21 protein-coding genes are annotated in these 19,584 nt (G+C 65.2%); 13 read left to right on the top strand and 8 right to left on the bottom strand.

Annotated features, from left to right (window positions below; genetic code table 11):
• Positions 1-145 precede the first annotated feature (145 nt).
• From AC0L3J_RS00105 to AC0L3J_RS00095, 3 genes are all read right to left on the bottom strand, one after another.
• The gene (locus AC0L3J_RS00105) at positions 146-1,591 is read right to left on the bottom strand and encodes a D-alanyl-D-alanine carboxypeptidase family protein (RefSeq protein ID WP_473345429.1); all 1,446 of its coding nucleotides are present in this window, start codon (positions 1,589-1,591) and stop codon (positions 146-148) included.
• A gap of 215 nt (positions 1,592-1,806) precedes the next feature.
• The gene (locus AC0L3J_RS00100) at positions 1,807-3,603 is read right to left on the bottom strand and encodes a glucan ABC transporter ATP-binding protein/ permease (RefSeq protein WP_473345428.1); all 1,797 of its coding nucleotides are present in this window, start codon (positions 3,601-3,603) and stop codon (positions 1,807-1,809) included.
• A gap of 89 nt (positions 3,604-3,692) precedes the next feature.
• On the bottom strand, positions 3,693-4,739 hold the full coding sequence (locus AC0L3J_RS00095) for an ABC transporter substrate-binding protein (protein WP_473345426.1): 1,047 nt from the start codon (positions 4,737-4,739) through the stop codon (positions 3,693-3,695).
• 227 nt (positions 4,740-4,966) lie between these two features.
• Between AC0L3J_RS00095 and AC0L3J_RS00090 the strand changes: the two genes are divergently transcribed.
• The 7 genes from AC0L3J_RS00090 to AC0L3J_RS00060 all read left to right on the top strand — a co-directional run bounded on the left by AC0L3J_RS00090 (position 4,967) and on the right by AC0L3J_RS00060 (position 10,501).
• Complete coding sequence (locus AC0L3J_RS00090; protein WP_027514210.1) at positions 4,967-5,338, top strand: hypothetical protein; 372 nt, start codon at positions 4,967-4,969, stop codon at positions 5,336-5,338.
• A gap of 115 nt (positions 5,339-5,453) precedes the next feature.
• Positions 5,454-5,855 (top strand): phosphoribosyl-ATP diphosphatase, encoded by a 402-nt coding sequence (gene hisE, locus AC0L3J_RS00085; RefSeq protein WP_473345425.1) that lies wholly within the window; start codon positions 5,454-5,456, stop codon positions 5,853-5,855.
• 45 nt (positions 5,856-5,900) lie between these two features.
• Positions 5,901-6,503 (top strand): YqaA family protein, encoded by a 603-nt coding sequence (locus AC0L3J_RS00080; protein ID WP_456767491.1) that lies wholly within the window; start codon positions 5,901-5,903, stop codon positions 6,501-6,503.
• A gap of 48 nt (positions 6,504-6,551) precedes the next feature.
• Positions 6,552-7,088, top strand: coding sequence for a hypothetical protein (locus tag AC0L3J_RS00075; RefSeq protein WP_473345424.1), 537 nt, complete (start codon positions 6,552-6,554; stop codon positions 7,086-7,088).
• A 31-nt stretch (positions 7,089-7,119) separates the two neighbouring features.
• Positions 7,120-8,520 carry an aspartate ammonia-lyase gene (locus tag AC0L3J_RS00070; RefSeq protein ID WP_211398962.1) on the top strand — a complete coding sequence of 467 codons (1,401 nt, stop codon included), beginning with the start codon at positions 7,120-7,122 and terminating at the stop codon, positions 8,518-8,520.
• A 149-nt stretch (positions 8,521-8,669) separates the two neighbouring features.
• Positions 8,670-9,638, top strand: a complete 969-nt coding sequence (locus AC0L3J_RS00065; RefSeq protein WP_007615379.1) for an NAD(P)H-dependent flavin oxidoreductase — start codon at positions 8,670-8,672, stop codon at positions 9,636-9,638.
• An 89-nt stretch (positions 9,639-9,727) separates the two neighbouring features.
• The gene (locus tag AC0L3J_RS00060) at positions 9,728-10,501 is read left to right on the top strand and encodes a thioesterase family protein (RefSeq protein ID WP_473345423.1); all 774 of its coding nucleotides are present in this window, start codon (positions 9,728-9,730) and stop codon (positions 10,499-10,501) included.
• Between the two features lie 10 nt (positions 10,502-10,511).
• Here AC0L3J_RS00060 and AC0L3J_RS00055 read toward each other — a convergent pair whose 3' ends face one another.
• Complete coding sequence (locus AC0L3J_RS00055) at positions 10,512-12,074, bottom strand: AMP-binding protein (RefSeq protein ID WP_473345422.1); 1,563 nt, start codon at positions 12,072-12,074, stop codon at positions 10,512-10,514.
• Between the two features lie 109 nt (positions 12,075-12,183).
• Between AC0L3J_RS00055 and AC0L3J_RS00050 the strand changes: the two genes are divergently transcribed.
• The 4 genes from AC0L3J_RS00050 (at position 12,184) to AC0L3J_RS00035 (ending at position 15,189) form a co-directional block, all read left to right on the top strand.
• Positions 12,184-13,158, top strand: coding sequence for an NAD(P)H-dependent flavin oxidoreductase (locus AC0L3J_RS00050; RefSeq protein WP_473345421.1), 975 nt, complete (start codon positions 12,184-12,186; stop codon positions 13,156-13,158).
• Between the two features lie 139 nt (positions 13,159-13,297).
• Positions 13,298-13,546 (top strand): hypothetical protein, encoded by a 249-nt coding sequence (locus tag AC0L3J_RS00045; protein WP_027514201.1) that lies wholly within the window; start codon positions 13,298-13,300, stop codon positions 13,544-13,546.
• 132 nt (positions 13,547-13,678) lie between these two features.
• Positions 13,679-14,389 (top strand): hypothetical protein, encoded by a 711-nt coding sequence (locus AC0L3J_RS00040; RefSeq protein WP_027514200.1) that lies wholly within the window; start codon positions 13,679-13,681, stop codon positions 14,387-14,389.
• 86 nt (positions 14,390-14,475) lie between these two features.
• Positions 14,476-15,189: a hypothetical protein gene (locus AC0L3J_RS00035; protein WP_473345420.1), complete on the top strand. Its 714-nt coding sequence runs from the start codon at positions 14,476-14,478 to the stop codon at positions 15,187-15,189.
• A gap of 96 nt (positions 15,190-15,285) precedes the next feature.
• Here the strand turns inward: AC0L3J_RS00035 and AC0L3J_RS00030 are convergent, their stop codons facing one another.
• Positions 15,286-15,510, bottom strand: coding sequence for a cysteine rich repeat-containing protein (locus AC0L3J_RS00030; RefSeq protein ID WP_007597470.1), 225 nt, complete (start codon positions 15,508-15,510; stop codon positions 15,286-15,288).
• A 235-nt stretch (positions 15,511-15,745) separates the two neighbouring features.
• On the opposite strand from AC0L3J_RS00030, the gene AC0L3J_RS00025 reads away from it, so the two are divergent.
• Positions 15,746-16,027, top strand: coding sequence for a hypothetical protein (locus AC0L3J_RS00025; protein ID WP_473345419.1), 282 nt, complete (start codon positions 15,746-15,748; stop codon positions 16,025-16,027).
• 118 nt (positions 16,028-16,145) lie between these two features.
• On the opposite strand, the gene AC0L3J_RS00020 is transcribed toward AC0L3J_RS00025, so the two are convergent.
• The 3 genes from AC0L3J_RS00020 to AC0L3J_RS00010 form a co-directional block, all read right to left on the bottom strand.
• Positions 16,146-18,083 carry an ATP-binding protein gene (locus AC0L3J_RS00020; RefSeq protein WP_473345418.1) on the bottom strand — a complete coding sequence of 646 codons (1,938 nt, stop codon included), beginning with the start codon at positions 18,081-18,083 and terminating at the stop codon, positions 16,146-16,148.
• Positions 18,080-18,763, bottom strand: a complete 684-nt coding sequence (locus AC0L3J_RS00015) for a response regulator (protein WP_456767499.1) — start codon at positions 18,761-18,763, stop codon at positions 18,080-18,082. Before AC0L3J_RS00015 ends, AC0L3J_RS00020 begins: the two co-directional genes overlap by 4 nt.
• A gap of 138 nt (positions 18,764-18,901) precedes the next feature.
• Positions 18,902-19,051 (bottom strand): hypothetical protein, encoded by a 150-nt coding sequence (locus tag AC0L3J_RS00010; protein WP_473345417.1) that lies wholly within the window; start codon positions 19,049-19,051, stop codon positions 18,902-18,904.
• Between the two features lie 135 nt (positions 19,052-19,186).
• On the opposite strand from AC0L3J_RS00010, the gene AC0L3J_RS00005 reads away from it, so the two are divergent.
• Positions 19,187-19,584 (top strand): caspase family protein (locus tag AC0L3J_RS00005; protein ID WP_473345416.1); only part of this gene is annotated, 398 nt, incomplete at its 3' end.

Here is a 19,584-nt window from a genome sequence, read left to right as displayed (position 1 = left end):
TGCCTCATTGCCGTCAGTATCGAGCCTGCCGGAACGGGTGGCAAGCGGTCGAGGCTTAAGACAAACGTCAGGGAGTGGCTACCGGAATCCTCGCAATGGCGCTGCCGCAAGTGCGAAGTGCGGCGCGGTCGCCTCGCGTCGGCCGTTAACTGTTGTTGGCCGGCTTGGCGGGCTTGGTCGCGGCCTTGGGCTTGGCGGGCTTGGCCGCCTCGCCGCTCACCGCAGGCTTTGCCACCGCATCGGGCTTGGCTGCGGCATGCTTGGTACCGGCCGGCTTGGCTGCGGATTTGCCGTCGGCCGGCTTGGCGACCGCCACCGGCTTGCTGTCAGGCTTTGCCGCCGCCGTCTTGGCATCCTTCGGCTTGTCTGCCGCGTCGGGCTTTTTGGCGACGCGCGACTTCTTGCCACGCGGCTTTGGCGTCGCCTGCTGGTCGGCATCGGCCGCGACCGCCGCGATCAGGGCGGTCCCGGTGCGGGTCGGACCGGTATACACCAGCACGGGCTCGGCCGCCGCCGGGGCCGAGGCCATCAGCTCGGAGGCCTTCATCAGCGGCGGCTGAAGCCCGGCCGTGAAGAAGGTGACCTGGGCTTCGCCGCCCGTGGCCGAGGCGGACCCGGACGTGCCGCCATTGGTCGCGATCAGCGCGTCGTCATCGTCGCTGGCCGGCCGCTTGCGATGGCCGCCGCACATGTCGTCACGCAGGTTCGGTGGCGAGGCATCGACCGGTACCAGCTTGTCGACGGTGCCGAGCGAGGGGCGGAGCCAGGTGAGATTGTCTTGCGAGAAGCCGCGCTCCAGCAGCTGCGCCGCTTTCACCGCGCGCGCGGTCCCGGAGTTGGCGCCCAGCACGACGGCGATCAGCCGGCGGCCGTTGCGGGTGGCCGATGCGACGAGGTTGTAACCGGAGGCGCAGATGAAGCCGGTCTTGAAACCGTCGGCGCCGGGATAGCGGCCGATCAGCTTGTTGAAATTGCCGGTGACGCGCTTGCCGAAGCGGATTGCCGGAATATGCACGAAATACTCGTACTCGGGCAGGTCGCGCAGGAACGAGCGCGCGAGAATGCCGAGATCCCGCGCGGAGGTGATCTGTCCGTCGGCGGGCAGGCCGTTTGGATTGACGTAGCTCGTCTGCGTCATGCCGAGCTTCTGCGCCGTGTCGTTCATCAGCGCCGAGAAGCCGTCGATCGAACCGCCGACGCCTTCGGCGAGCACGACGGCCATGTCGTTCGCCGATTTCACCATCATCATCTTGAGTGCGTTGTCGACGGTAAGCTGCGTTCCTGGGCGGAACCCCATCTTCGAGGGCGACTGCGAGGCTGCGGTCGGCGACACAGTGAGGATTGTGTCGAGTGTGAGCTTGCCGTCCTTGACCGCCTTCAGCGTCACATAGGCGGTCATGATCTTGGTGACGGAAGCCGGATACCAGGGAATGGTCGCGTTTTCCGCCTGCAGTACCTTGCCGCTGTCGGCCTCGATCAGGAGCAGCGCTTCGGCGCTCGCCGCGCGCGGCGCGAGCAATGCGCCGCATGCGAGTGCCGCGGCGAGCAGGTTGAACAGGGATTGACGAAGCAGCGGGCGAAGAGCGTGCACTATCCGATTCCGGTCCTTGGAGACCCGCCGGTTCCGGTCGGCTCTCGTGATCTGATGTTCGGTTCTGAAATCCAGCGCCGCCGCTTGCGGCGCCGCAAACCTATACCGGCTGGTGCGTCGGGAATAGGGGCATCAGCGGGGTATTCCGCAATGAAATGGGCCGAATTTCGACGATATGATGGGGACTTGCCAAGGTGACTTGCCAAGGCGACTTGCTAAAATGATTTGGCGGCCGTCGCGGCAGCCTCAGCCGCTGTCACGCTGGCCCGTGCGTTCTCCTGAACCATGAACTGAGCCCTGGCGAGGTCGGCGAAATGGCCGCCTTTGGCCACGAGTTCATCAAAAGTTCCGCTTTCGATCACACGTCCATTCTCGAACACCAGGATGCGCGTGGCATTGCGGATGGTGGAGAGGCGATGGGCGATCACGAAGGTGGTGCGGCCCTTCATCACTTCGTCGAGAGCGGTATTCACCTTTGCCTCGGTGACGGCGTCGAGTGCGCTGGTCGCCTCGTCCAGGATCAGAATCGGCGGATCCTTCAGCAGTGCACGGGCGATCGACAGCCGCTGGCGCTCGCCGCCGGACAGCATGCGGCCGCGCTCGCCGGCATTGGTCTCGAAGCCGCCGCTGCGCTCGATGAATTCGAGCGCCTGCGCGCGCTCCGCCGCCTTGCGCATCTCGACCTCGGTGGCATCAGGCTTGCCGACGCGCAAATTCTCCGCGATCGAGCGGTTGAACAGCAGCGCCTCCTGAAAGACCACGCCGATGTTCCGCCGCAGCGATGTCAGCGTCACCCCGCGCACGTCCATGCCGTCGATCCTGATGAAGCCGGACTGCGGATCGAAGGCGCGATGCAGCAGCGCAATCGCCGTCGACTTGCCGGCGCCGGTTGCGCCGACCAGCGCGATGGTCTGGCCGGGAAGCGCGGTGAAGGAGAGGTCCTCGACCGCCGGCCGCTTGCCATCATAGGAGAAGGTGACGTCGTTGAATTCGACGAGGCCGGAGAGCCGACCCGCATCGATCGCGTCGTGCCGGTCGTGCACCGCGGGCACCGCATCGAGCACGTTGAAGAACTCGCGCAGGCGCGGGGCTTCCATGAACACGTTGTTGATGAAGCTCACGACCTGCTCCAGCTTCTGGATCAGAAGCGTCGCGAAGCTCACGAACATCACGATCTCGCCGACCGAGGTCAGCCCCTGGTCGTGCAGCGCGATGCCGAAAGTGAAGATCGCGAGCACGGTGATCGTGGTGGAGGCGCGCGTGATGACGGTGACGAGGGCCCACCACGACAGCACCGGCATTTGCGCTGCTAGCAACTGGTCGGCGACGGAGCGCAGGCCCTTCACCTCGGATTCGACGCGGACGAAACTCTGCACCAGCGCGACGTTGCCAAGGGCGTCGGACGCGCGCGCTGAGAGCTCGCTGTAGTGCTCCTCCACCTCCATCTGCATGCCGAAGGTCCTGCGCACCACGAAAGTTGTCAGCGCGGTGAAGACGATGCAGAGCACGAACAGCAGGATTGCAAGCCGCCAGTTCAGGTAGAGCGACAGCGGCAGCAGCACCACGACCGAGAGGATGGCGGCAAAATGCTCGCGGAAGAAGCCCAGCCACAGCCGCCACAGCGCATCGGTGCCGTTGAGCATGACCTTCATCAGCCGGCCCGAATGCGTGCCGGAATGGAAGGTCAGCGGCAGTTGCAGGATGTGCTCGAAATAGTCGGTCAGGACGGCCTGCCGCTGGCGGTGGGAGAGCCGGTCGGCCTGCAACGCTACGACCGCGCTGCAGGCGATGGTGAACAGCCCGAACGCGACCCATGCAACCAGGAACGGCCAGGCCGAGTTGGAGCCTGCGACCGTCTTGCCCGAGAGCACATCGACGATCCGGCCGAACAGCACCGGTTCGGCGAATTGCGAGCCCGCAAGCAGGAGATTGACGACCGCGAGCAGCCAGCCCAGCCGTGCCTCCTTGCCGAGCAGCTCGAGAACGCGGGTGTAGAGGCGGAGAATGGGCATAGGCGAGGAGCTCGGGCGGGTAGAACGGAGTGAGCCCATACTCTAATCAGGGATCGGCGGCGAGATATAGCGGAAGCTGTCGGTTTTGCTCAGTTGATCAACCGCCCTGCGACGGGCGGCAAGAACCCGCCGTCGAAGATGTCGCCCGCCGCCGGTCGTTTGCGGAATTTGAAATCCTGCCCGATCTGGTCGATCGCGCGATCCATGCGCGCCGGGTCGATATCACCGAGGCCGTTGCGGCGGACCTCGTCGGTCAGGATGTTGTCAACGAGGACGGTGCGCAGGCGCTCCAGCTCAAGATCGCGGTCGCCGTCCTCAATGCGGCTCGCGGCCTCGTCTGCCGCGCGCGCCGGCTCCTTGATGGTCGCGTTGATGCCGGCGATCAATGCGCGAACGAATCCCTTCACGGTGTCCGGCTTGGCCGCGGCGAAAGCCGGGTTGACCACGACGGCAAAGCCATAGGCCTCGCAACCATAGTCGGCATAGCGAAGCGCGACGAGATCGCCGCCTGGTACGCCGCGGTCGCGCAGGTTCACTGCCGAGAGATAGCTGAAGCCGGCGACGGCATCGACCTGTCCCGCGGAGAGGATCGGCTCGCGCACCGCGGCGCTGATCTTGTGGAATTTCACGTGAGCCGTGTTGATGCCGTTCTGCTGCGCCAGCGCCGGCCACAGCCGCATCGACAGATCGCTATCGGCAACGCCGACGGTCTTGCCGTCCAGGTCCGACAGGAGGTGGATGCCACGGCTCCTGCGGGCGATGATCGCGTAGGGCGCGCGGTTGAACAGCACGAACACCGCCTTGACCAGTGTCGCATCCTTGTCGCGGAAGCGGATCAGCTCGTTGATGTCGACGAGCGCGAGCTCGCTGTCGCCCTTGGCGACGCGCGCAAGCGCCTCCGGCGATCCGGCCGCGCTGCTGAAGGAGACGTTGAGACGTTCGGCGCTGAAGCTGCCGTCCTTTGCGGCAAGAAAGAACGGCGCCATGCTCGCATCGATCGGGCGGTCGAAGGTAAAATGGATCGCAATGGAGGGCGCGGCGGTTTCGGTCGCGGTAGCATCGCGCGCAGTCAGCGCCGCAAGAGAAATTGCAGCGGCCAGCAGGCCGCGAAGAGCGATTGTCGCGAATTCGAACATCAGTCGCGCCGGTCCGGTGTTGTTATGGCTTGGTGACGCTCGGAGCGCCGGCTGGCGACAAGCTTGTCCGCGCCAACATGAACGGCGGATGAGCGGCGGTTGCGTCACGATCACGCAACCCCGTTCAGCTTGTGTTGGGGTAGGGGAACCCAACATGGGATGCGGGTGTTTGAGAGACACGAGCCTGTCATCAGGCACCATTCGAGGTCCCAAGGAGGGTCCAGGACATGTTTGATAGATTTTCGGGATTTGTCGGCCGTAAGGCCGTTCTCGCTACCGCCGCGGTGCTGGCGCTGACCGCAATGGCTCCGACCGCTTCATACGCGGGCGGCCGCCATTGGCATGGTGGCGGCGGCGGTGCGGCCCTTGCCGGCGCGGCCATTGCCGGTGCTATCGGCACCGGCCTCGCAATCGCAGCGACTCGTGACGCCTACGCTTATGATGCTCCTGCCTATTACGGCGGCGGCCCGGTCTACTACGACGACGGTCCGGTCTATTACGGCGGCGACTCGTATATCGGTCCGCGCCCGTATCACCGTTGCGGCGGCCCGTACCAGTCCGCGCAAGGCGGCCAAGGTAACCTTTCGACTTGCTACTAGCTTTGGCTAGCAAGTGTTGACCAGCCGGCCGTCGCGCTTGCCGCGACGGCCGGCTTTTTGCTTTTGTTGTCGTGCGTTAACGTCCCCGCTATGGGTTTAGAGTAGCTTTGCGTACATGAGTGATTCGCTTGAGCGGCTATATCTGGCTGTGCTCGCGGCCAGGGACCTTGATCCGGCAACATCGCGCACCGCGCGGCTGTTTCAGCGCGGCCCGTCAAAAATGGCGAAGAAGCTTGCTGAAGAGGCTATCGAGGTCGTCATCGACGCGGTCAACGGCGATAGCGAAGCCGTGATCCGGGAAAGCGCCGATCTACTCTACAATCTGACCGTGCTCTGGGCCTCGGCCGGCGTGCGCCCCGAGGACGTCTGGCGCGAGATGACGCGGCGTGAAGACATGCTCGGCATCGCCGAGAAGCTGCCGAAGTCGGCGATGAAACTGCCTAAAGGTGCGTCACCGCGTGTCGCCAGGCGGCCAATCGTCGCGCTCGAAGGCCGTACCGTGCGCAAGCGCCACTAGTATTGGCACAAATCGGTCCCATCTCGGCATGGACAAATCCGTCCCATGGTGCTTCATCGCGGCGCCATGCTGAAACGTATCTACGACTGGTGCATCGACGCCGCTCACAAGCCTTACGCGCTCTGGATCATGGGCGCCGTGGCTTTCGCTGAAAGCTCCTTCTTTCCCGTCCCCCCGGACGTGATGCTGATCCCGATGTCACTGGCGCGCCCGCAACGCGCCTGGGTCTATGCGGGGATCTGCACTGCGACGTCGGTGCTGGGTGGGCTGTTGGGCTACGCCATCGGTGCGCTGCTCTTCGACTCGGTCGGCCATTGGCTGATCGAGGTCTATGGCCTCGGCGGCAAGGTCGACGCCTTCCGTGCCTCCTATGCCGAATGGGGCGCCGTGATCATCCTGCTCAAGGGCCTGACACCGATCCCCTACAAGCTCGTGACCATCACATCCGGCTTTGCCGGTTACAATATCGGACTCTTCATCCTGTGCTCGATCGTGGCGCGTGGCGGGCGCTTCTTCATCGTCGCGATCCTGCTCAACCGCTACGGCGACTGGATCCGGGTCAAGATCGAGAAGCATCTCGGATTGGTGGTGGCAATCGGCGCCGCGGTGCTCGTGCTCGGCTTTGTCGTCGCAGTCAAATTGATCTAACACCCAAGGCGCTTTGCCGCCGCGTCTCGTTCGGCTACGGTTGCCGTCATGATGCTTCGATCCGGCAATGCGGTCTTGCGACTGGGCACGCTGATATTTGCGGTGCTTTCCCTCCTGCTCGCTGCCGGCGGTACCGGATGGCCGCAATCCGCACCTCCGGCGCTCGGCTTGCAGGAGCAAGGACCGCAGGCCGCACCGGCGCCCTCGACAGCCCCTCCGTCGCCGCCGGCGCATGAGGAAAATCCCGGGCTGATCAACGAAATGGGCAAGCTGTTCGACAAGCTGCCCTCGATCCTGCCGCCGATCAAAAGCCCGAGCGAGACCATGAACGATTTGTCGCGCCTGGCGAAGCCGTCGACCATGGTGTCGGGACGCGTGGCCTGTCCGGCCTCGTCGAACGGCGCGCCCGACTGCAAGCTCGCCGCCGACAAACTCTGCCAGAGCAAGGGCTACACGGAAGGCAAGAGCCTGAATGCCGATTCCGCGGAAAAGTGCTCGGCCAAGGTTCTGATCCCGGGCAGGCAACGCAAACCGGATGACTGCCGCACCGATACCTTCGTCACCAGCGCGCTGTGCCAGAACTGAGGACGTCGCGCGAGCAAAGCAAGGAGCGCCCATGAGCCGCACGGAGCAGGACTTCCTCGGACAGCGTGAGATCGCCGACGACATCTATTACGGCGTCCAGACCATCCGCGGGAAGGAGAACTTCCACATCACCGGCATTCCGATGAACCAGGAGCCTTACTTCGTGAAGGCGCTCGGTTACGTCAAGAAGGCCGCCGCCATGGCCAACCGCGATCTCGGCGCGGTGGACACCAAGGTCGCGGAAGCCATCATCGTGGGCTGCGATCGCGTCATCGCCGGCGATATGATGGACCAGTTCGTCACCGACTTCATCCAGGGCGGGGCCGGCACCTCCACCAACATGAACGCCAACGAGGTGATCGCCAATCTCGCGCTGGAATCGCTCGGCTTTGCGAAGGGCGACTACCAGCACGTGAGCCCCAACGATCACGTCAATTACGGCCAGTCGACCAACGATACTTATCCGACCGCCTTTCGGCTGGCGCTGATCCTGCGGCTCGAGAGCTACATGACGGCGCTGCGGCAGTTGCAGGAGGCGTTCTTCGCCAAGGGCCGCGAGTTCGAGCGCGTGCTGAAGATGGGCCGCACCCATTTGCAGGACGCGGTGCCGATGTCGCTCGGCGCCGAATTCCGCGGTTGGGGCACCACCATGGGCGAGGAGGTCGATCGAATCTCCGAGGCCCGCGCGCTGCTGCGCGAGATCAATCTCGGCGCCACCGCGATCGGCACCTCCGTCACCGCTGCGCACGGCTATCCCAAGCTCGCGGTCCGGCATCTGAGCGCGCTCACCGGCGTCGACTTCATCCTTGCAGGCGACCTCGTCGAGGCGACGTCGGATACTGGCGCCTATGTGCAGCTCTCCGGCGTGCTCAAGCGCACCGCGAGCAAGCTAACCAAGATCTGCAACGACATCCGCCTGCTCGCCTCGGGCCCGCGTGCCGGCTTCAACGAGATCAACCTGCCGCAGCTTCAGCCGGGCTCCTCGATCATGCCGGGCAAGGTCAATCCTGTCATCCCCGAGGTCGTCAACCAGACCAGCTTCCTCGTCATCGGGCTCGACACCACCGTGACGCTCGCGGCGTCCGCCGGCCAGCTCCAGCTCAATGTGATGGAGCCGGTGATCTCGTTCGCGCTGTTCTTCTCCATCCGCACCATGGAGCGCGCGGTCAATAGCCTGCGCGAGAATTGCGTCGTGGGCATCACTGCCAACGAGGAACACACCCGCAACATGGTGCTGAACTCGCTGGGTATCGTCACGGTGCTGAAGCCGCTGCTCGGCTACAAGCAATGCGCCGAGATCGCGCGCGAGGGCTACAAGAGCGGCAAGTCGCTGCACCAGATCGTCGTGGTCGAGCGTAAGCTGCTGACGCAGGAGAAGTGGGACGAGATGTTCTCGTTCGAGCGGCTGATCAATCCGGATCTGATTGCGTGATGGCGTCGTCCCGCGCTGAATTCCGCGGCTTGGAATTGCGGTAACGCCGTCCTCCACGGCGCCAAAACGCAATACTTGACAGTGGAAAGATTGCCTTGTTGGTATGCTCCCAACCTTCAATGCGTCTGCTAACAGAGGACCGTTCCGCAATGTCCATGCCTGCCTTGTTTAGGGGACGCCTGTCGATCCCCGTGATCGGTTCGCCGCTCTTCATCATCTCGGTGCCCGATCTCGTGATCGCGCAGTGCAAGGCGGGCGTGGTCGGCTCGTTTCCGTCGCTGAACGCACGGCCGCCGGAGCTGCTTGACGAGTGGCTGGCGCGCATCACCGAAGAGCTCGCGGCCTATGACCGCGCGCACCCCGACAAGCCGTCGGCGCCGTTTGCGGTCAACCAGATCGTGCACAAGTCGAACAACCGGCTCGACCACGACATGCAGCTCTGCGCCAAGTACAAGGTGCCGATGATCATCTCGTCGCTCGGCGCGCGCGAGGAGCTCAATCAGGCCGTGCACGGCTGGGGCGGCATCGTTTTCCACGATGTGATCAACCAGAAGTTCGCGCACAAGGCGATCGAGAAGGGCGCCGACGGCCTGATCCTGGTCGCGGCGGGCGCGGGCGGCCATGCCGGCACGATCTCGCCGTTGGCGTTCGTCGCCGAAACTCGAAAATGGTTCGACGGCCCGATCGCGCTGTCGGGCGCGATCGGCAACGGCAAGGCGATCCGCGCCGCGCGCATTCTCGGCGCCGACTTTGCCTATATCGGCTCGGCCTTCATCGCCACCAAGGAAGCCAATGCGGTCGAGAAGTACAAGGAGATGATCGCGGGCGCGACGGCCGACGACATCGTCTATTCCAACCTGTTCACCGGCGTGCACGGCAACTATCTGAAGCCGTCGATTCTCGCCGCCGGCATGGATCCGGAGAACCTGCCGACGTCCGATCCCTCCAAGATGAACTTCGGCACTGATGCCTCCGGCGAGCGTGCCAAGCCAAAAGCCTGGAAGGAAATCTGGGGTTCAGGCCAAGGCGTCGGCAGCATCGACGGCATCGTGCCCGCCGCCGAAATGATCGCGCGCTTCAAGAAGGAATACGACGAGGCAGTCGATCCGCCGTTGTGAACTTAGTCGTCCCGGCCTGGTGCGCAATTGCGCACGGGGGACCGGACGACAGCTCTCGCTGAGCGCCGGATGTGCATCACGGAGAAACAATGACCCCCATCTACCGCGTCGACGGCGACAGCGTCGTCACCAGCCCGGATGCCGCGGGCCCGTGGGACCGGCGTATGCAGCACGGTTCGGCGCCGGCCTCGCTGGTGACGTGGGCGGCTGAGCGAATTCCGACGCCAGTTGCAATGGACATCGCGCGCGTCACCATCGACTTGATGCGCCCGGTGCCGGTGGCACCGCTCACGATCGCGACCGAGATCTTGCGCGAGGGCCGCAAGATCCAGCTCTGCGGGGTCAAGCTGCTCGCCGACGGCGTACAGGTGGTCGGCGCCACCGTGCTCAAGATCAAGCGCCAGGCGCTGACGCTGCCCGAGGACGTCAAGGCGCTGCCGGTTACGCTGCCGTCGCCGGAGGACTCGCTGCTCGAGGACGGTCATGCCGCCACCAGTCCGTTCGTGCGATCGGTGTCGATGCGCGCCGCGCGCGGCCGCTTCGGCCAGGCCGGCGCCGGCGCGATCTGGTTTCGCGTCGACCATCCCCTGATCGCAGGCGAACCGCTCTCGCAGGCGATGCGCGCCGTGGTCGCGGCCGATTTTTCCAACGGCACCGCCTCGTCGCTCGATTTCCGCGCCTGGACCTATATCAACGCCGACCTCACTGTGAGCTTTTCGCGCCAGCCGATCGGCGAATGGATCCTGCTCGACGGCGATTCCTGGATCGGTCCAGATGGCGCCGGGCTTGCGATGTCGCGGCTCGCCGACCGGCAGGGCTATTTCGGCCGCGCCGTGCAAAGCCTGGTGATCGAGAAGCGGTAAGGCACCCTATCTATCCCACCATCCGGCCCCGCCCGCTCCAAAAGCTCGCGCGCAGCACCTTCTTGTCGACCTTGCCGACGCCGGTCACCGGAAGTTGCTTGACGAACTGGATCTGCTTCGGCGCATGGGCCGAGCCTTTTCGCGTCTTCACCAGATTGATCAGTTCATCGGCGTCAGGTTTTGCGCCTTCGCGCAAGACGACGACAGCGGTGACGGCTTCGCCCCATTTCTCGTCGGGGATGCCAACGACCGCCACCATGGCCACGTCCGCATGCTGCGACAGCACGTCCTCGACCTCGCGCGGAAAGATGTTGAAGCCGCCGGAGACGATCATGTCCTTCTTGCGGTCGAGAATGAACATGTAGCCGCGATCGTCCTTGCGAGCGATGTCGCCGGTGTGCACCCAGCCGTTCTTCAGCGTCTCGGCGGTGATGTCCGGCCGCTTCCAGTATTCCGCCATGACGTGTGGAGCGCGGACGCAGATTTCGCCGGCTTCGCCCGTCTTCACTTCCTGGTCGTTGTCGTCGAGGATCTTGACCTCGCACGCCGCGATCGGGAAACCGCATGACAGGAACAGCTCCGGCCTGTTGGGATCGTGATCCGCCTTGCGCAACACCGATATGGGATAGCATTCGGTCTGGCCGTAGAGTTGCGAAAACACCGGCCCGATGCGCTCGATCCCCTCGATCAGCCGGCTCGGTGACATCGCGGAGGCGCCATAGAGCACCAGTTCGAGCGAGGAGAGGTCGGTCCTGCTCAACGCGGGATGATCGAGCAGCACATAGATCATGGTCGGCACGAACAGCGTGAAGTTGATGCGCTCGCGTGCGATCGTCGCCAGCACGGCCTCGGGATCAAAACCCTTCAGCATGTGCACGGTGCCGCCACGCATCAGCGTCGGCAGCACCTTCGTGCCGGCGACATGGCTGATCGGGGCGACGGCGAGATAACGCGCGCCATCGGGGATCTCGAAATCGGCGAGGATAGCGGCCGCGGCCCCGGCATTTTCGCGGTGGTAGCGCAACGCGCCCTTTGATTTGCCGGTCGTGCCACCGGTGTAATTCAGCGTCGAGAGATCGTCGGGGCCGGCGAGGCAATGCGCGCTGGCATGGCCTTCGCTCTCGATCGCCTGCAACAGGTCGACGCCATAGTCGGCCGGTCCCATGGTGAAGACCGCCTTGAGCCAGGGCGCCTGCGCGGCGAGCTCGCCGCCGCGATCGCGGAAGGCGGCCACATCGACCACCAGCATTTCGGCCCCGGAATCCTCGAGCTGGAACAGCTGGTCTCCCCGCGATCCCAAAGGATGCAGCCCGGTGACGCAGAGCCGCGACAATTGCGCGGCGACGCCGGCGCACCAGGTGTCGGCGCGGTTCGCGGTGAGGAAGGCGACCCGCGCGCCGGGCTGCAATCCAAGCCGCATGAACACGGCCTGGATGCGCCCGATCAGGTCGATGGTGCTCTGATAGCTCAGCGATCCGCCGGGCCAGGCGAAAGCAGTGCGGCTCGGATAGCGCGACAGTGCCCGCAGCGCCTGCGCGCAAGTCGGCGACGATGCGTGGAGCGGATCGGACATATGTTTCCTCGCTGCTTTGTCATCGGCTTCTGGCGTGCCAATGTTTGCCGCAACGCTAGCATAGGGAATGCGGGATGGAACGACAAAGCCCGCGCGAGGGGAGGCATGCGTGACGTCGGATCGGCTGCAACGTTTCCACGGTCGCCTCGCCCTGCCACTGATTGCCGCGCCGATGTTTCTGGTGTCGGGCGTCGAGCTTATGGTCGCGGCCTGCCGCAACGGCGTGATCGGCAGCTTCCCCAGCGCGAATTGCCGTAGCACCGAACAACTCGATGAATGGCTCACCGACATCGAAACGCGGCTGCTGCGGCACGAAGATCAAACCGGCCGCAAGGCCGCGCCGCTTTGCCCAAACCTGATCGTGCACCGCTCCAATGCACGGCTGGAGCAGGATCTCGCCGTGTTGCTGCACCACAGGCCGGAGATCGTCATCACCTCGGTCGGCGCCCCCACGCCGGTGCTCAAGCCGCTGCACGACGCCGGTGCATTGGTGCTTGCGGACGTTGCCTCGATCCGCCACGCCGAACGCGCGGCGGAAGCAGGTGCCGACGGGCTCGTGCTGCTTACCGCCGGCGCGGGCGGGCAAACCGGCTGGCTCAATCCGTTCGCCTTCGTCCGCGCCGTGCGCGCGTTCTACGATGGGATCATCGTGCTCGCGGGCGGCATCAGCGACGGCCACGCATTGCGCGCGGCCGAAGTGCTCGGCTGCGATCTCGGCTACATGGGCACGAAGTTCATCGCGACCAACGAGAGCATGGCGGACGAGCGTCACAAGCGCATGCTGGTCGACGGCAGCGCGGACGACATTCTGCTGACCACCGCGTTCACGGGCCTGCAGACCAGCATGCTCAAACCGTCGATCGTCGCGGCCGGTCTCGACCCCGACGATCTGCCGGCGCGCGGCGCGATCGACATCGGCAAGGACATCGACGTCAACGCACGCGAGAGCCGCCCCAAGCGCTGGCGCGATATCTGGAGCGGCGGGCATTCGATATCGGGTGTGACCGAAGTGATGGAGGTCAACGGTCTCGTCGCGCGGACGGTCGCGGAGTATCGGGAAGCGGGTGGCCGCCTCTCCCCGTAAAAATGCGGAGACCGACAGGGCCTGTCGCCCCTCACGGTTAATCGAGCGCTCCTTAGAGGCCCCAACTTAACGGCAGATTAACCAACGCCCGGCAAGAATCCCTCTCACGGCCGCCAATCAGGACCGAGAGGGACAGGCGATGGACTTCGACTTTCTGAACGCCAAGACGGCGGCTTCGCTGGACGAGATTCGTGTTCGCGTAGCCCATGCGCTGGCCCGCCATCCGCTGTGCCGCAATGTGCGCTTCGACATCGTCAGCGTCCCCCGCACCCGCCGGGGCGGCAATTGGACGGTGGCGCTGCAATCGGTCGAGCCGCGCGGAGTCTGGGAGGCCTCGGAGATCGTGGCCGACATCCAGGACGCCTACGATCTGGCGATAGCTGCCTGATTTTGTTGAGCTTTCCAGGCAATGTCGCCGTAGTCCGCGCGATTGCCGTCGCAATGGCACGGTTAAGCCTTAATTTTCGCCCAGTTTCCGGGCAGTGATCACGTGGACTTGAAGCCGGTTGCGGAGAGACGTTTGTCGAAAGCCATCACCATCGTTGTGCTGACCTGCTTCCTCGTCCTCGGCGCCGCCACCACCGCCATTCTCGGCCGCGACAGCGTGCCCAGCGTCAGCGCCGAAATGATCACGCAGGCGCCGGCACCCAAGCCGCTTGCAACCAATCGGGCCGCCAAGGCGGATCGTCTGGTTCCGACGCTGGCACTGGCCTCGGCCGCGTTCGACCCGGTCCAGGTTCCTGCCGACAAGCTCTCGCAAATGCCCGTGCTGACCGAACCGCTGCGCCAGGCGTTTGCCGCCGCCACGCCATCCGATTTCCCGATGCCCAAGGCGAGCGTGAACGAGGCTCCGGCCGCTGCAGAGATTCCTGCCGTCGAAGTCCCGGCCAAGCCGAAGGTCGTCGCCAAGCCGCAGCCGCAGAAATCCTATTCGCTGCTCTCCGACGTGCAGATCGCGGGCATCAGGGATCGTCTGAAGTTGTCGTCGTCGCAAGAATATTACTGGCCCTCGGTCGAAACCGCGCTGCGCAATGTTGTCCGCAAGATCTCGGCAAACAAGCTGTCCAATCCGAACGTGCAGGGTGTTCCGATCGATCCGAATTGCGACGAGGTCCAGCAGTTGAAGTCGGCGGCGATGCCGCTGCTGTTCCAGCTGCGCGACGACCAGAAAGAGGAAGTGCGCAAGCTCGCCCGCATCATCGGGCTCGAGAAGGTGGCGCAGCAGATCTAACCCGCAAGTTCCTTCCGGAATTGCGGCTATATCGGGAACATCCGGCAATTGACAAGCGTTGCCCGCTCCAAAGAGGGAGTGGACCAATGCGCGCCTCGACAGCCTATTTCGTCGGTGCAGGAACCATCGTCGCAGCCATCGCCATTGGTCTCGGCGGCGGCATTGTCGCCGGCAATATCATGAATCCGGTCTCGCCCAAGCAGGGGCCTGATACCAGCAAGATGGCGCAACGCGCTGACGCCAAGCCCGCCACGACGGACGCGCCATCCGAGCGCTTGCAATATCTCACCGGCTCGCAAGCCTTCGGCGCCATGGTCGCCGCGCCAGCGCAGGCCGAAGCCAAATCAGACGCTAAACCCGAATCCACGCCTGAAGCAAAATCCGAAGCTGCGAAGCCCGGCACGCAGACCACTCAGGCCAACGCTGAACAGCCAGCGCAACAGCCCTCGCAAGCGGCTGCGGTAGAGCCGCCCAAGCCAGCGCCGGCATCGCCTCCGCAACTCGCGAAGCCTGCTGCACAGCAGGCGTCGACAGAGCCGTCATCCCCACCCGACAACGCCTTTGCCAAGGCCAGGGATTCTGACGTCAGGCGGGCCACGTCTGAACGGCGCCGGACGGAGCGCCGTGAGCGCTGGGCCGAGCGCCGTCATTACGATTCCCGCGAGCCGCGTGGGATGCGCGACCGGACCGATTGGGACGACGTCGCGCGCAACATCCGCGAAGATGCCGATGCGCGCGAGGTCCCGAGCCGGCCGCGCGGCGGCTTTCCGCAGATCAGGCTATTCGGCGACGACGATTAAGTCCGTCCTCGCCGTCGCGCGCGATCTATGACGGGCGCATCGACGGCTATGGTCTGACGCAACACCGGCGAGATTTGTGCTGTGGACGGCGACCACTCACCCGCCGTGCGACTCCACGACCTTGCGGCAGCCGTCCGAAAGTTTCGACTTGTTCTCGCGCAGGCAGGCATTCATCTGCGGCGGCTTGCCGATGTGTTCGGCGCAGAATTTGCTCGCGTCGCTTCGGCAGGTCATCTGCTCCTGCGGGGTCGGACCGGATTGCGCAGCGGCGGTCTGGGCGGTCGCGGCGAGCAGCAGTACGGCAAGAACCGAAATCTTCATAAAACACCTCCTTGGGAATGTCGTTGGTCCCGCCTGGGATCAAGCGGGCCGGACCATCTCGCGACCGCCGGGCGCGGGTCCATGCCATGTTCATGGCATCGGCCAGCCCGTCCCGCCGCCGTACCCCCATTTTCATGGCATGTATCGGCGCGCCGTCTTTTGTCATTCAGGCTGCACGTCGGCTGCGAGACCCGGTGATTGCATCGGGACGCCGAACGGCAAGCAGGAGAGCAAGATGTCGAAAAGAGCGGGAGCGCTGAGCGCCAGGTTGACGATTTTGGCGCTGGCAGGTTCGGCGATGGTGTCGCTGGGCACGAGCCCGGCGCAAGCGGTGGTCTATTGCAAGACGGTCGGCATACCCAAAGGCTGCGTGGTACGACCGGCGGCAGCGGTGAGGGTAGCGCCGGCCACCGCGGTCGCCGTGGCGACACCCGGGGTCGGTGCGCCCGGTGTCGGCGTGCGCGCGGGCACGCCGATGAATCGCGGTGGTCCGGTCAATCGCGTGGGCGTGCGCTGAGAACAACGAAAGAGTTCGGGCGAAGGAGCCGTGCGGACGAACCCCCCCGTCCTCCGCAGGAAAATCATCCGGCCCGTCCCTCTCTCCGCGCGTCCCACACGTTCGGAGAGGGGGCTTTTCAGCCGACGGCGGCATCGCTGTCGGGGAAAATCTGCGGCAATTGCAGCCGCACGCGCGTGCCTGAGGAATCCGAACCGAGATCGAGCATCGCCCCGCAGCGCGCGGCACGGCTCCTCATGTTGCGAAGGCCCCGCGCGGTCTGGCTCGCGTCGGTGGCCCCGCCGCTGCCGACCGGCGCACAACCGTTCGCAAAGCCCTTGCCGTCATCCGCGACCCTGATCACACCGTACGGTCCCTGACCTCCGTCGACCGTCTCAATGGTGACCGCGATGCGGCGGGCCTCTGCGTGCTTGACCGCATTGGTCACGGCCTCGTCGAGGATGCGCACGATCTGGATGACATGCCATGGCCTGAGCTCGGGATGCAGCGGCAGCCCTTGCGGCGTCGCCACGTGCCAGTCCAGCGCGATGTCGTGCGGTCGCAATTGTGCGGTCGCGCGCTCGCGCCAGGAGCCGAGTGCGAGCATCAGGTCGCCGCCGATGTCGTCCATGGAGTCGATGACGAGGCGGAGGTCTTTCAGCGCCGCACGGGCGGCGTCGGTGATGGTCGCGCCCTCGTGCCCGCGCTCGGACAGTGCCACGATGCTGATGAGCTGGCCGCCGAGGCCGTCATGCAGGTCGCGCATCAGCCGCGTGCGCTCATTGGCAAGCGCGGCGGCCCGTGCACGCTCCTCCTCGCGGGCAAAGCTCGCCTTCAGCCGCTCCTCGGCCTCGCGTACGCGCGTTACGAGCTGGCCGGCAAAGCTGTCGACCTGGTTCAGCGCGCGCGCGAACCGCCAGGTCAAGCCGGCACCGATCGCGACCAGCATCGCCGAATAGGACAGGCGCGACAGGAAGATGCGCTCGTCGGTCACGATCTCGAACACCGACAGCATGTCGTGGACCCAGCATATCAGCACGATGGTCACCGCGCAGCCGAGCGTGAAGCTTGCCGCGTCCTGCCGCCGCACCACTGCGGCAGCGGTGACGCAGGCCATCAGGAGCAGGCAGAGCCCGACGGTGGGAATCCCCAACAGGAGAAACAGAATGCGCGGCAGCGGCGGGCCGGCGATCAGTCCGACACCGAACACGACGAGCCCCGGCGCGAACAGCAGCATGCCGTAACGCGGCCAGCGCCAGCCGAAGAACAGCACGCCGAAGACGACGACCAGGGCGCTCTCGATCGGTGCGGACGCGAGCAACACTGCGGCGAGCCGGGAGGTGTTGACGGGGGGCACCGGCGGCGGCGCGAAGGCCTGCACCACGCCGAGCACCATCGCCACGGCCAGGACGCCGTAAACCGGCTCGCGGCGGCGCATCAGCCACATGATCGCCAGGATGACGGCGAGGATCGATTGCCAGGCGGAGAACACCACGGGCAACGTGACGAACATCAGCGTGCGTGTCTCGTAGGCCGGGCGCAAGGCCGCATCCGGCCCGACATAGACGGTGTCGAGAAAGCCCTTGAGCGGTCCCCAAACCAACAGCTGCACCGTGATCTCGTTCGCGCCCTCGCGCAGCAGCGAGGACGGGATCGACCCGATCTGCGGAGTGTTGCGGTCGGGCCGGTTGGCGTTGGCATCGCGTCGGGAATCCAGGATGACGACGCCGTTGATTGAGACCTCCACCGCGTTGCTGAAGCGCGGCAGGAATACCGACCAGCCCGACGCCGCATCGCCGCGGCGGAACGTGAAGGCGCCGGTGTAGAGCGGCGGGTCGGCCAGGGAATAGCGTGACGACGTGAAATGCGGCAAAGTCACGGGACGCGCCACGCCGTCCTCGCGCAGCGAGAATTCGCTCAGGGCAAAGTCGTCGGGGTCGCTGGGCTGGAGCAGCCGCAGCCCGAGGACGGTCGCGACCAATATCAGCGCCTGGAGCAGCAGATAGGGCACGAGTCGCGAGACCAGCAGCCGGCGTCGCGCGGGTTTGACCGGTGCCTTCGCCGCGATCTCGCTCACAGCTTGATCAGGCCCTGCTGCACCGCTTCGAACACCGCTTCGCTGCGGGTGTGCACTTCGAGCTTGCGATAGATGTTCTTGATGTGGCCGGGCACGGTCTGCCGGGACAGGCCGAGATGGCTCGCGATCTCGGCGTAGCTGAAACCTTTCGCGATGCCCCAGAGGATGTCGATCTCGCGTGGGGTGAGCCTTGCGGTGTTGAGGGCGGGACCCGGCGGAGGCTCGGCCGCATTCTGCGCGGTACCTTGCGTTCTGCGCACGATGAAACGGGCGATCGAGGCCGAGATCGGCGAATGGCCGGCGACCAGATCCCGCACGGTGGTGGCGATATCGGTGGGGAACGCATCCTTCAGGAGATAGCCGGTGGCGCCGACCGTGATCGCGGAGATCACACTCTCCTCGTCGCCGAGCGCCGAGATCACCATGATCTCGGTGTCGGGAAAGCGCTGCCTTGTCTCGCGGATCAGCTCGACGCCGTGGCCGTCGGGCAGCCGCAGATCGGTGAGCAGCACGCGCGGCGCCCGCTCGCCGAGTCCGGCGCGGGCCTCTGCGAGCGTGCCGGCGCTGCGCACCTCGTAGCCGGCCTTGACCAGCGCATCGTGGAGCCGCCAGCAGGTCGGCGCGTCGTCCTCGACGAGGAGGATGGTGATGGCTTCACCCGTCTCGCCCTGTTCGGTCATGATCATCGCCCTGCACCGCGTGTCCCCCGCGGCGCAGGGCCAAGTTTAGCCGCGGTGCGGGCGCCGCGACACCCATAATCATGGGGGCGCAAGATCTTGGGGGCGCAAGGCATCGCTCTGGCGTTCCCGACGCGATGCCTACTGCTTCGTCGCAGCCGGCTTGTCCGGCGGCATAGGCGGGCTCGGCAGTCGCTGCATGACAGTGCGCGCGGTACCGGGATTGTTCTTGTAGAACTGCTGATACGGCCCCTGGATCACGTCGAGCGTCGCCGGCCGCTGCCATGTCACCGGCGGTTCGGCCTGACGCCGACGGCGGCACGGGGGAAGTGAGATAGGCCACAGACGGGTTGACTTAGGGGAGGAGACCCTCGAAATCTTCCCGGAGCCTGCCTAAGGACTCCTTACGGATTGAAGCCTTGCACCATGGTCGGATTGATCCCACCGGCTCCGATGTCCCGCCTGCAGCGTCTCGCCGGCCGCGTTGCGCTGACAATTGCTCTGACCCTGGTCGCGGCGCCGACCGCGCAGGCCGACAAGCGGGTGGCGTTGGTCCTTGGCGTGTCCAACTACCAGAGCGTTGCGCGGCTGGCCAATCCCGACAACGATGCGGCTGCGATCAGCGACGTCTTCAAGCGCATGGGGTTCGACGTCGTCGATCTGCGCCGGGATCTCGGCGTCATCGAGATGCGGCAGGCGGTGCGCGATTTTGCTGGGGTTGCCGCGGATTCCGACATGGCCGTGGTCTATTACGCCGGTCACGGCATCGAGGTGAACGGCGCGAATTTCCTGATTCCGGCAGATGCCAGGCTGCAGAGCGATTT

The organism is Bradyrhizobium sp. Kon37, assembly GCF_055807535.1.
This window is presented reverse-complemented; position numbering and strand designations above follow the sequence as displayed.